This window comes from Ancylomarina sp. 16SWW S1-10-2 (genome assembly GCF_009669305.1).
Taxonomy (GTDB): Bacteria; Bacteroidota; Bacteroidia; order Bacteroidales; family Marinifilaceae; genus Ancylomarina.
This window is the reverse complement of the sequence record NZ_SADB01000027.1, coordinates 1-13,768: the sequence shown is the minus strand read 5'-3', so window position 1 is coordinate 13,768 and position 13,768 is coordinate 1. Positions and strand designations below refer to the sequence as shown.

Here is a 13,768-nt window from a genome sequence, read left to right as displayed (position 1 = left end):
ATTTACACACAACGACATACTTTAAAAGTGCTTTTCAATTAGATTAGCACTTTTTTTATATGACAAAACGTAATAGAATTACAAAAACAAGTAATATGTTTCTATCTATTCTCTTAATAATTGACTTAAGAGTACTTTTTCTTCAAATTATTACGTGAAAATCTAAATCAGCTTTAAAGATTTTATTTTACTTTTATTCTCTAAAATAGAGAATATCTTAAGAATAATTTCAAATAAGAATTAATACGATTCTTTTACAATTTCATTATTCTAAAAAGATAATAGCTATGAGATTTAATTTATTAATAATTGGATTACTCCTATCAGGAATAGTTCACGCAAATCAATCAAAAAAAATGAATCAGAAAAATAAAGAACTTGCAACACTAGGTACAGGTTGCTTTTGGTGTACCGAAGCTATATTTCAAGAATTAGAAGGTGTAGCAAAAGTTGAATCTGGTTACATGGGTGGCCAAACAGAAAATCCAACCTACAAAGATATTTGTACTGGATTAACAGGACACGCTGAAGTATGTCAAATTACGTTTGATCCCGAAGTCATTAGTTTTGCTAGTCTACTTGAAGTCTTTTGGCAAGTACATAATCCTACAACCCTAAATAAACAGGGAGCCGATGTTGGAACTCAATATCGTTCTGTTATATTTTATAATAACGAAGAACAAAAGAAAATTGCCAACGAATTATTAATCAAACTTGATAAATCTGAAGCCTACAGCGATCCGATTGTTACCGAAATAAGTGAAGCTGAAAAATTCTACAAGGCTGAAAATTACCATCAGGATTATTATGATCTAAACAAAAGTCAACCTTATTGTAATTTAGTCATCAAACCTAAACAAGACAAATTCAAAAAGGTTTTTAAGGATAGATTAAAGAAATAAGTAAATAAAATTGTAATTTACAGTATGCGTTACGTTTCGGTTGTTTAAAGTAAAATATATCACCATTTTGCTACTTATAGGGTTTGAAGTTAAGTATATAACACTCAAATGAATATTAAAATGAACAAATTTATCACAATAATTGGTCTACTCTTATTCTTTTCCTTATCAATAAATGGACAAAATGTAGAACGATATAAAGAACATCACGATAAGGGACGTTTATTAATTCTAGAAGGAAAATATAAGGAAGCGATTAGCCAGTTAGATACTGCCATTAACAACATGCCTTATTATGCCCGAATATTTCAAGATCGAGGTTATGCTTACATGCAAATCAAAAAGTACCAGCAAGCTATCCTCGATTTTGATCACGTTCTAGAAAAACAACCTTACTTAAACGAGGTAAAATTACAAAGAGCTATGGCTTTATTTCATCTTAATTATTTAGATGATGCCGAAAAAGACCTTATTACAATTATAAAATCGAGACCTGAGGGAAATGATGAAGCTGAATATTACCTTGAAAACATTAACAAAGAAAAGGAACTAATACGCTTTAAAGAACAAGAGAAAATTAATGATTTAAAATACCGTGTAGAAACACGCAGACTAGAGAGAGCAAGACACAGAGAAGATGTTATTTGGAATACGGTTGTTCCTTTGGCTTTTTGGACTTCTGTATTTTTAACTTGGTAAGCTAAAAACACAGCTAAATACAAAATGTATATCTAATCTTAAGTATTAATAATACTTAAGATTTTCTTAAATATAACGTCCCTCAACACAATTATGCTTTTACTTAATAAGGCAATTCCCTCCTATTTTATTTTTTGAACGTCAAATAAACAATTAATATAAACACGAACTATATCTCACTAATAATTAACATATAACAAAATAATAATGTTATAAAACAAGCCCTAAATCATTAATTGAACATAGGAAAAACAGCTCATATTGGTTTTATTGTAAGCATCTACTTTTTTACATTGCCGCGTAAAAAAATTAAAACCATGAATAAACTTTCTTATGAGCAGGGATGCTCAGAACATCCTTTATTAGGAGAAACAATAATAGAAAACTTAAAAAGAACGGTTAAATTATTTGGTAATAATGATGCCTTAATCGTTCCTTACCAAAATTATAAAGCAAATTATTATGAATTTTGGCAACAGATTGAAGAAGTAGCTAAAGGGTTATTAGCTTATGGTATAAATAAAGGAGATCGTGTTGGTATCTGGTCACCTAATCGTTACGAATGGGTTATTACACAATTTGCAACAGCACGAATAGGTGCTATTCTTGTAAATGTTAACCCTGCGTACAAAGCAACTGAATTAAAATTTGCTCTCCAACAATCAGAAATTAGTTTGTTGATTATGTCAGAGTTCTTCCGTAAAACCAACTATCTAGAAATTATAGCAGAAGTTAAAGATTCTTGTATTCATCTTAAAGATATAGTCGTAATAGATAGAGATTGGTTAAATCTAATTGAGGCAGGAAAGAAAATTACGACAGAACAACTTGAAACAATTGAAAACAGTTTACAGATCCATGATCCGATAAACATCCAGTACACTTCAGGCACCACAGGTTTTCCCAAAGGTGCAACTCTTACCCATAACAACATTCTTAACAACGGCTATTTTATTGGTGAACGTTTAAAATACACCGAAAATGATAGAGTTTGTATTCCAGTACCTTTTTACCACTGTTTTGGTATGGTGTTAGGTAATTTAGCCTGTATTACTCATGGTTCTGCTATGATTATTCCAGGGGAAGCTTTCGATGCAGAAACGGTATTACAAACTGTTCAAAATGAAAAATGCACTTCTCTTTACGGCGTTCCTTTAATGTTTATTGCAGAATTAGAACATCCAAATTTTCATAAATATGATATGTCTAGTTTAAGAACTGGTATTATGGCAGGTGCATCGTGTCCAGAAAAAGCAATGCTAGAGGTTCAACATAAAATGAATATGACTCAGGTTGCCATCTGTTATGGTATGACTGAAACGGCACCCGTATCAACACAAACTTTTGTAAACGACGAACTCGATAAAAGAGTGAAAACGGTAGGTCGAGTTCATCCTCACCTTGAAATTAAAATTATAAATCCAGAAACGGGCGAAATTGTACAACGAGGCGAAACTGGAGAGTTTTGTACCCGTGGATACTCTGTTATGCTTAAATATTGGAACAATCCAGAAGCTACAAAAGTCGTTATTGATGAAACAGGATGGATGCATTCTGGTGATTTGGGGACTATGGATGCAGATGGATATGTTAGTATAACTGGACGTATAAAAGACATGATTATTAGAGGCGGGGAAAATATATCTCCGTTCGAAATAGAAGAATTTCTAAACACTCACAAAAGCATTAGTGATGTTTCGGTTATTGGTGTACCCGATTATAAATATGGAGAAGTCGTTATGGCTTGGGTTAAATTGAAGGATACTAACACGACTGAAGAAGAACTCCGTGAGTATTGCAAAGGAAAGATTGCAAGTTATAAAATTCCTAAATACTTTAAATTTACCAACGACTTTCCGAGTACTGTAACTGGCAAGATTCGAAAAGTGGAGATGAGAGAAATTTCAACTAAAGAATTAGAATTAGTCAACTAATAAACAAAACACCTTATTCTATTTTTATATAGAAGCAAAAAAAGCTCCACTATTAAGTGGAGCTTTTAATATATAAACTAGATATTACTCTGGAATTCTCAATGTTCTTTTGGGTTTCTCACGAGTAAGTGTATCCATCGTTTTTTGATCTAACTTAGATACCTTTGGTTCTGGTTGTTTAATGTCTAAACTTTCTTGTTCAGACAACCACTCTATATTGTACAACGCTTTAAGAATTCTTTCTTCTTTCTGTTCAACAGACATACTATCAAAGGCAGCACGACGTTCTGCCGCTTCTTTTTGCTTTTGTTCTTCAATTTCTGCTTGCTCATTATAGAAAGCTTCAGCTTTAGCATTTTTAAGATAAGGCAAAGCTACAGTTGGAAATAATTCCAACAATAACATTTCCTTTTCATTCTGAGCTAGCTTAACACCACCAAATTCTTCTAGAACTGGATTTTCTGGCGCTTTGTATTTAGATACATCATAACCGGTAGCCTCAGTCTGTCCACAAATCTTTTGACGGAATTTTGGATCAATATCAATTGGTGTTTCACCATATTCACCTTTCACAAGATTGGCAAACTGATTATTAACATTGGTATATGGTGCTTTACCACTATTTACATCCAAAACGTAATTCACAGCCTGTACACCAATAATTTGTGATGATGGTGTCACCAATGGAGGACAACCAGCAGCCAAACGAACCTCTGGTACTTTTTTAAGAACAGTTGGCAATAGATCTTCAAGACCCAAACCTTTTAACTGAGCTAACATATTAGTATACATACCACCTGGAATCTCAGCTGCTTTTACTTGCTCATTTGCTGCAGGGAAATTGAACCATACATCAATTGCATTACAAACCTCTAATAGTTCTGCTTCCTTATCAGCCTTGGCCAATACAATTGCCTTGTCGAAAAGAGCATCAATTTCTGCTGGTAGATAATCCGCTGTGATATCAAATTCACGTGGGAACATCTTGTACGAATCAAATTCTGCAATTCTTTCGCGAATACCCTTTAATTCAGCATTAATTTTCACTACTGATTCTAAATCAACACCTGTATCTAAACCTAATTTATCTGCAAAGATTTGAATCAGTTCAAATGCAGGAGCAGCAGGACCACCAGCAAAGTTAAGCATATTGGTATCAACAATATCAGCACCACTAATAATGGCCATTAATACAGCTCCTAAACCATAACCTGGCGTACAATGTGTATGAAAATCAATAGGTACTTTAACCTCATTCTTTAAACGCGTAATAATTTTACCTGAAAGTGATGGAGGAATTAAACCTGCCATATCTTTTACAGTAATCATATCGGCACCTAAAGATTCCATTTTCTTAGCCTTATTTAAGAAATAATCGACATCGAAAATCTTTTTAGGTACTTTCTTACCAGAGAATAAAGCCTTAATACGCTGCTTACGAGTGAATTTTGGATCCACAGTATAACATACTGCACAATCAGCGATTCCGCCAGCTTCCTTAATATATTTAATGGTGGTTTTCATGTTATTCACGTCATTAAGACAGTCGAAAATACGCATGATACCTAAACCACTTTTTACGGCATTTTTATTGAATCCTTCGATTACCGTTTCTGGATATGGGCTATAACCAAATAGGTTACGTCCACGAGAAAGAGCTGTTAAATATGAAACATCACCAATCTCTTTTTTTATAGACTCTAAACGATACCAAGGATCTTCGTTAAGATAACGCATCACAGAATCAGGAATGGCTCCACCCCAAACTTCCATTGCATAGAAATTTGCTGTTTTATAGAAAGGTAATACTTTCTCAATTTCTGCCTGAGGAACACGAGTTGCAAATAAAGACTGCTGACCATCACGAAGCGTTAAGTCACGAATCTTTAATTTACCAGTACGTTTAATTTTAGCTCTATCAGCTGCAATAGCTTTTTTATTTGTATTACGCTTAGCTTCAAATTCAGATTTACGTTTACCTTCTAAGTAACCTTTAGCAACAAGAGGGAAAAGTTCAAGCAACATATATTCCTTATCGTCCTTAGCTAACTTAACATCACCAAACTGCGATAAAGCTGGATTTTCAGGAGATTTATATTTACTCACATCATAATCTTCTCTCACTGGATTTCCCGTAATTCTCTTACGAAATTCTGGTGCAATCTCAATAGGTGTATTTCCATACTCTCCTTTTATAAGATTAAAGAATTGGTTGTTTACATTCGTGTAAAATGGGCGACCTGAATTTTCATCAAGCACACAATTTACAGCCTGTACACCAATAATTTGAGAAGAAGGTGTTACTAATGGAGGACAACCAGCATCTAAACGCACAACTGGCACAACCTCTAATACTCTCTCGAGTAATTTTTCCAAACCTAAAGCTTTCAACTGGTTTAGCATGTTGGTATACATACCACCAGGAATCTCAGCTTTCTTAACCATTTCGTTGGCAGCAGGAAAGTTGAAATATTTTTCAATAGCGTGACAAGCTGTTAAAAGCTCATCTTCTTTTTCTTCATTCGCATATTTAATTGCATCATCGAACAATTGATCGATATCAGCAGGTAACTTATCTTTTGTAATATCAAATTCAATTGGGAATTGCTTGTAGCTATCAACTTCAGCCAAAGCACCTTTTCGAATTTCTTTTAGAATTTTATTGATTTGAACAATTATTTTTGCATCTCCATCTAATTCAACGCCCATTTTTTGACAGAAAATATAGATCAATTCGTAAGCAGGAGCCGCAGTACCACCAGCAAAATTCATGATGTTTGTATCAATGATATCTGCACCATTTATAATCGCTGTTAAGGCCGAAGCCAAACCGTAACCAGGGGTTGAATGTGAATGGAAATCAACAGGGACACTTAATTCTTCCTTAAAACGACGAATAATCTGCCCTGCACGCAAAGGAGAAGCCAAACCAGCCATATCTTTTAAGGTAACCATATCAGCACCTGCGGCTTCAAGATTCTTCGCCATATTTACGAAATACTCAACATCAAAAATTTGATCAGGAAGATTTTTAATCGTTAATCTATCACGATCTTCTTTTTTCTCTGGGAATTTTGAATCAACAGTATAACAAACAGCACAATCAGCAATACCACCAGCAGCTTTCACATATTTGATGGTTGATTTCATATTCTCGATATCGTTCAAACAATCGAAAATACGCATAATACCAAGTCCAGACTTTACAGATTGAGTATTAAACTTTTCAATCACCGTTTCAGGATAAGGACTATATCCAAAAAGATTACGACCTCGCGATAAAGCAGTAAGCTTTGAAGCATCACCAATCACCTTTTTGATTGATTCAAGACGATACCATGGATCCTCATTTAAATAACGCATCACAGAATCAGGCACCGCTCCACCCCACACTTCTAGAGCGTAAAAGCCTGCCTTTTTATATAAAGATAAAACTTTCTCAATTTCTGCTTGAGGCATTCTAGTTGCAAAAAGCGATTGTTGTCCATCTCTTAAAGTAAGATCTCTAACTAATAATTTTCGATTTTTAATCATATCTCAAAACTTGATTATGAACGCAATAAAAAATGCTGCGTTGTGTTGTTTTATATCCGTAATACTATTCAAAAAGCACTTCCCATTTGAAGTCGAACTCAAATTTAGGAATAATTTCCCATTGAAGAAATAATTCAACATTAAAGACTTCATGTTATACAATATCTACATAGAACTATATATATCCCTTTTATTCTCAAAGATTTCCATCCTTAATTAATACAAAATTGTATAATCGATTTAAACTTGCAAATCAACACACAATATTAGCAATTAAACAAGGTACACATCCATAAAACTGTGTATTATTCAAAAAAAATAACATCCAGCACATTCTGCTTTTGATACTTTTAGGAGATAAGCTTTTTTGTCATCTATTTTTACTTGAATATATACATAAAATTAAAGCAAAACATGATCTCTCATCCTCTTTTTTAAGAAAAATACAATTAGATAAAATGTAAATCATTGCTTATTTTGTAGATTAAATATGTATCGATCTCTTCAATATGAATTCTCAGTTAAAAAACAATCAATATAAAAAATTTTGCACCTATGGTTTCTTAAAAAATCTTAGGTTTTTCGATGCCTTTCTAATTCTATTTCTTATAGATAAAAATATGAGTTATACTCAAATTGGAATATTGTATGCATCGAGAGAGATTATCACTAATTTATTCGAAATTCCATCTGGTTTAATTGCTGATATCTATGGTCGAAAAAAGATACTTGCAACGGCACTTCTTATATTCTCTATTTCATTCTTAATTTTCTGGATGTCTAGTAACTTTTGGCTCTTTCTCTTTGCTTTTATCATATTCGGGCTAGCAGATGCCTTTCGATCAGGATCGCACAAGGGTATGATGATGGATTATTTAGAACTAAATAATTGGGCAGCGTATAAGTCGGAATACTATGGTCATACCCGTTCATGGTCGCAAAGAGGTTCGGCTATTTCAGCTCTTATTGCTGGTATTCTTATTTTTATTGATGGCAACTATCAAAATATCTTTATTTACTCTGCTATTCCATATATTATCAACTTCTGTCTTATACTAAGCTATCCATCTGCAATAGATCGATCAGAAAAAAAGAGCAAGCAAAATTCATTAAAAAACAGTACAAAAGCTTTATTCCAAATACTAAAACAGAAAGCTGTTCTTAAATTAGTCAGCACATCAGCATTTCACACAGCTTATCTCAAAGCCCTAAAGGATTATATTCAAGCTATAATGCTTGCCATTGCCTTGCTTCTTCCAAGTATAACAGGTGTTGATATAGATCGACAAAATGGTATCGTAATTGGTGTCCTTTATTTCATCATCTATCTGCTAACAGCATATGCTTCGCAATATTCCTCAACAATTCTGAAAAAGGCACCCAAAAATCTGACTAAAAAGACTCTACTTTTAGGATTATCATTTGGTTTAAGCTGTGGCGTTTTCTTCATATACGAGAGCTGGGTTTGGGCTTTTATTTCATTCACGCTTATATTTATTATCGAGAATATTAGAAAACCAATACTAAGCGCTTTTGTGGCTGATAAAGTTCCCAACGAACTACTTACCTCTGTTTATTCAGCTCAATCGCAACTTCGAACGCTATTCTCAGCAATTATTGCCTTTGCTTTCGGTTTACTTGCCGATATTTGGGGAATTGGAGTTGCTTTAGTAATTGTTTCAGGCCTCATGCTAATTCTCTCAATATCTCTATCATTTAACAAAGTGCTTTACAATAAAAAACAAGAGTAATTAACTACTTTTACGGTAAACATTATTCGATACAAAATGGATTTTAAAACAATTCTACAAGAAGTATACGCTGAAATATTGCGAACAAAAAGCAAGGGTCAACCTGCATCATATATACCTGAATTAGCAAATATAAATCCTGATAAATTTGGCATTCACTTTTGTTCTGCACAGGGTAATCATTATGGATTGGGAGATCATCAGGAAAAATTTTCTTGCCAAAGTATCATGAAAGTCATCACGTTGTGCCTTGCGATTAAAACTGAAGGCGAAGAAATTTGGAAACGTATTGGCGTTGAACCATCTGGAACACCATTTAATTCGTTAGTCCAATTGGAGTACGAACATGGCATACCTCGTAACCCATTCATCAACGCTGGAGCTCTTGTCGTTTGCGACATTCTACTCAATCAATTAGATAAACCCAAAGAGCAGTTTATTGAATTTGTTAGACGCTTAGCCCTCAATTCAAACATTCAGTATAACAACAAAGTATCAGCATCAGAAAAAGCACATGGCTACAGAAACGCTGCGCTTATTAACATGATGAAATCCTTTGGAAATATTGAAAACCCAATAGAAGAGGTTCTAGATTTCTATTACAGCATTTGTTCCATTGAAATGACTTGTGAAGAATTGGCACAAACTTTTCAATTGTTTGCAAACAATGGCTGCATACCTTCAACCAAAGAACGAGTAGTTACAACCAGTCAATCGAAACGAATAAATGCCATTATGCAATGCTGTGGTTTTTATGATGAAGCTGGCGAATTTTCGTTTAAAGTTGGACTACCTGGCAAATCAGGCGTTGGAGGTGGCATTGTTGCTGTCTGTCCGGGAAAATATACGGTTGCCGTTTGGAGCCCAAGATTAAACAAAAAGTGAAACTCCTCTAAGGGCATTCAAGCTCTTGAAATGCTAACAACTAAATCAGAATTGTCTATATTTTAAATTCAAAACTCAAAGCATAAAAAAGCCGCAAATCAAACATCTGACGTGCGGCTTTCTTTTTTCCTTTATTCTATTCTTTATACCTCAACCTCGTCTAGCTCTATATCTGAAGATTCAAATAATTTATCTAGCACTTCTTTTACTGTTCCCTTATCAGGATTAATATCAAAAATATGTGAAGCCTTAAGGAAAGTAACTTCTTTTTCTCTTCTAATTTTCTCTTCACCACCGCCAGTGATGTTTAACATGATGCATGCATCCTTATCAAGGTTTCCAGCTTTTGCTTCCCTAATTAAAGTTGCAACTGCAACCGCTGCAGCAGGATGAATGTCATTCCCCTCTGTTTCGAGGAATATTTTACCAGCTTCAAGCGTTTCTTGGTTAGTGGCAGATAAAACATCACCACCAGCATCTTTCAAAGCATCGTACAATCCACCTACAATTGGGTAAGGAGGCTTGCGATTGGAAAGAACTTTTGCATCAATATCTTCAACTTGCTTGCGAGCCAATACATCCTCTAAGGGTAACATGGCACGTGAATCTGCTTTCCAAGCATTATATATTGGCAAAAATGGCGCATTTTGAGAAACCATTAGTTTCATCTTATTATCACCATAACGACCATCTTCAATAAATCTTAAATTAGCTTCCCAAGCAGCAATCGCACCAGTTCCACTACCTATTGCTTGAAAATAATAATCAGGAATTTGACCTATTTCGTTTACTGCAGAAAGTACAGTAGTTCCCATTCCATCGCGACGAGCAATATTCTTTGCTCCACCTTCGGGAAGAAAACCATCAAGTTCACAAGCAATATTGGAAAGATGAATGGCATCGAAATAATCACTTCCCGATTTGGTTGCAATCACACGAACATTATCCTTAATTGGCTCATCGAACCAAAGTGCAGATAAATTATCTTCTGGAATAGTAAGTAACAATGGAATATTATTGTCAGAGCACACACGAGCAAAAGCTCTAGCCGTATTACCAGCAGAAGCAACTACCAAAACCTGATCAGTTGAATTCAAACGACCACATACAGTATAAGCCTCAGTCTCTTTAAACGAGCATGTACGAAAGTTGGCGCCTTTCTCAGGCCAGTAGCCACTAAAAGTGATATGCAAATTATTTAAACCTAAATATTTTGCTAAACCTTCACTTTTATAAGTAGCAGGAGCCGAAGAACCTTCTAATATTTTATGAATTGGCAACCAATCAGCGAATCTGTAAATTCCGAAAGACTTGTCTTTAACCTCCAATTGTTTCTTTTCATAGATTGCTCTAATTAAAGATGGATCGCTTTCTCCTGGCGCATCCAAAGTCCACCCCTCATCATCAAATCGTTTACCTGATTTTACTGATTCAAGTCTATATTGGGTAGCTTGAAATTCTTTTGTCATGCTAAAAGTTATTTGATTTTTAAAAATCTAAAATTAGCAATTGATTGTTAGATAACAATAAGTCTTCGCATATTCTATCAAATGAATTTATAAAAAGCCTATTTTTCATTGAATTACCTTGTTTAGAGCTTAAAATTCGATCAGATACAAAAATTTATGATTCAATTAACAATTATTGACGTTTTCAAAGCCATTAATTAGGTATTTTGAATTCAATATTTTGTAATTTTCGCTTTTAAAATTTACATATACAGTTGAAACATGAAATTTTTATACCGATCTCTCATTCTTTTTTCACTTATTGTCTTAGTCAACCTAAACGGCTATTCTCAAAACTTAAAAATTGACATTAAACTCGATAATATTAGTGACAGTACCGCCTATCTGGCACACTACCTAGATGGAAGGATATTTGCTGATGATACAACCCAACTTGTTAATGGTGTTGGTTTATTTGAAAAAGACACCTTATTAAATCAAGGTATTTATGTTGTTTATCTACCATCAAAAATATATTTTGATCTTTTGATCGGGAATGATCAAGAATTTTCTATTTACTCAGATTCTAAAGAATTAGTCGATAAACTTAAAATATCGGGATCTAAGGAGAGTGAAGCTTTCGCTGATTTTCAAAAATTTATGAAAGCAGAAACAGAGAATAGTAGAAAACTTCAAGCTCAATATAAGGATAAAGCCAACGATGAAAAAGCCATGGCTGAATACAAAGAACTCTTTAAAAAAGCAGATCTCGAAGTTAAAGCTTATATCAAATCATTAAACGAAAAGTTTCCTGCACCTAGTTTTGTTTCTGCATTTGCCAACTTCACCATTTCTCCAGAAGCTCCAGATTTTAACAAATCAATTGCCGATGATTTTCCTGACAGAGATAAGGAAATAAAACTCAGAAGTTACCTATGGACTAAAGACAACTACTTATCGAATTTAGATCCTGCAGATGATAGATACCTACGTACACCTTTATTAAAAAACAAGCTTTCTTTTTTCTTCGAAAAGATCTTGATTCAACAACGCGATTCTATTGTAAAGGAATCTATCAAGTTAATTGAGCAAGCACGGTCTAACAAAACGTGTTTTCAATATTACACGCAATATGCCCTTAATTATGCCATTAAATCTAAAATTATGGGTGTAGATGGTGCCTTTGTCGATTTAGCTAAACGTTACTATTTAAGTGGACAAGCCACTTGGGCAGATTCAACGCTTATGGCTAATATTAAAGAGAGAGTCATTAAACTTCAGTATAATTTACTTGGTATGAAAGCTCAAGATTTAGCTTTAGAAACCAATGATGGTGAATTCATAAAACTTCACGAAATAGATGCCAACTACACTATTCTATATTTCTTTGAGACTGATTGTGGTCATTGTAAAAAAACAACACCACGTTTGCAACCTGAAATATTAGATGCTTACAAGGATTTAGGTATTAAAATTGTGGCTATTTATACTCAGCAAGATAAAGTCGCATGGCAAAAATATATCGATGATAACAAACTTTTCGATTTGGTTAATTGCTACGATCCCAATTATCGTACTAATTTTAGAATATACTACGATATTTATTCAACCCCTACGATTTATCTTCTCGATAAGGACAAGAATATTATAGCAAAACGCTTAGATATTGAAAATCTTAAAGGTTTCTTAGATCATGAGAAAAAACTAAAAGCTGAAAAATCATAAGTCGTTTTAGATTAAAACACAAAGGGCGCTTCTAAAATATAAGTATTCGTCATTCTGATTCCGATAATCATCGGAATGTTTCAGAATCTCAAAATCAATATGTATCAGATTCTATATCCATCGGGATTACGAGCTCACTACGAGCAAATAATTCCGATATATATCAGAACATGATAACGTTCAATTATTAACTATCACATTTTTGGATGTTTTTTCCGACTCTCTTCTCAACTAAAGCCTACCAATTTAATCAATGGATTTTCAACACATTCTTCAACTCATAGTACATTATAGCTTACATTTTTTAGCTCCTGGAGCTATCGCTTGGTTCTTCTTCCGAACGCAATGGAAAAAGGCTTGGCTCATAATGCTTGCAACAATGTTGGTCGATTTAGATCATTTACTGGCAACCCCCATATTCGAAGCTGGTAGATGCAGTATCGGTTTTCATCCACTCCACTCCTATTATGCCATTGCCATCTACTTTATCATGGCCTTTTTCCCTAAACTACGAATTGTAGCCATCGGCTTACTCTTCCACATGTTTACCGATTTTCAAGATTGTTTGTGGTCAAGTTTTCTGAACCAATAAAAAGTAGCATCCTTGAGGGTCTCACTATTCTTGTGAGGCTCTCAATATAAAGCTTTAGTCAGAGCCTGACACTTACAGCTTCCAGATAGTCAGAACCTGACAAGTAGATTTTATTAAGTTGGTAAATAAAATCAATCTACAACTTTATCTTTCCTGAATTCAAGTTGCAAATGCAACTTTTTGATTATTTACAACATAATTATATTTTTCATTTGGAGTCAAGTAATTTAGACGCTTTCTCGGCCTATTATTTAGTTTATCTTGAACCCATTGTACTTTTTCATTTGTTATTCCATCA

The 13,768-nt window shown here is 33.9% G+C and carries 9 protein-coding genes; 7 read left to right on the top strand and 2 right to left on the bottom strand.

All coding sequences use genetic code 11. From position 1 onward, the window contains the following. Positions 1-287: 287 nt before the first annotated feature. The 3 genes from msrA (at position 288) to EMN46_RS16640 (ending at position 3,535) form a co-directional block, all read left to right on the top strand. Positions 288-902 (top strand): peptide-methionine (S)-S-oxide reductase MsrA, encoded by a 615-nt coding sequence (gene msrA / locus EMN46_RS16650; protein WP_154201950.1) that lies wholly within the window; start codon positions 288-290, stop codon positions 900-902. Positions 903-1,022: 120 nt separating this feature from the next. Then, positions 1,023-1,601 carry a hypothetical protein gene (locus EMN46_RS16645; protein WP_195715296.1) on the top strand — a complete coding sequence of 193 codons (579 nt, stop codon included), beginning with the start codon at positions 1,023-1,025 and terminating at the stop codon, positions 1,599-1,601. A 317-nt stretch (positions 1,602-1,918) separates the two neighbouring features. Continuing rightward, positions 1,919-3,535, top strand: coding sequence for an AMP-binding protein (locus EMN46_RS16640; RefSeq protein WP_154201948.1), 1,617 nt, complete (start codon positions 1,919-1,921; stop codon positions 3,533-3,535). Between the two features lie 84 nt (positions 3,536-3,619). On the opposite strand, the gene EMN46_RS20050 is transcribed toward EMN46_RS16640, so the two are convergent. Continuing rightward, positions 3,620-7,069, bottom strand: a complete 3,450-nt coding sequence (locus EMN46_RS20050) for a hypothetical protein (RefSeq protein ID WP_229130403.1) — start codon at positions 7,067-7,069, stop codon at positions 3,620-3,622. A 509-nt stretch (positions 7,070-7,578) separates the two neighbouring features. Between EMN46_RS20050 and EMN46_RS16630 the strand changes: the two genes are divergently transcribed. Continuing rightward, on the top strand, positions 7,579-8,820 hold the full coding sequence (locus tag EMN46_RS16630; RefSeq protein ID WP_154201947.1) for an MFS transporter: 1,242 nt from the start codon (positions 7,579-7,581) through the stop codon (positions 8,818-8,820). Positions 8,821-8,856: 36 nt separating this feature from the next. Then, the gene (locus EMN46_RS16625) at positions 8,857-9,705 is read left to right on the top strand and encodes a glutaminase (RefSeq protein ID WP_229130402.1); all 849 of its coding nucleotides are present in this window, start codon (positions 8,857-8,859) and stop codon (positions 9,703-9,705) included. Positions 9,706-9,848: 143 nt separating this feature from the next. On the opposite strand, the gene EMN46_RS16620 is transcribed toward EMN46_RS16625, so the two are convergent. Continuing rightward, entirely contained in the window at positions 9,849-11,174 is a 1,326-nt protein-coding gene (locus EMN46_RS16620; RefSeq protein WP_154201946.1) for a cysteate synthase, read from the bottom strand. Positions 11,175-11,435: 261 nt separating this feature from the next. Here EMN46_RS16620 and EMN46_RS16615 point away from each other — a divergent pair, with 261 nt between their 5' ends. After that, positions 11,436-12,878 carry a TlpA disulfide reductase family protein gene (locus EMN46_RS16615; RefSeq protein ID WP_154201945.1) on the top strand — a complete coding sequence of 481 codons (1,443 nt, stop codon included), beginning with the start codon at positions 11,436-11,438 and terminating at the stop codon, positions 12,876-12,878. Positions 12,879-13,131: 253 nt separating this feature from the next. After that, the gene (locus EMN46_RS16610) at positions 13,132-13,470 is read left to right on the top strand and encodes a DUF6122 family protein (RefSeq protein ID WP_154201944.1); all 339 of its coding nucleotides are present in this window, start codon (positions 13,132-13,134) and stop codon (positions 13,468-13,470) included. Positions 13,471-13,768: the final 298 nt, after the last annotated feature.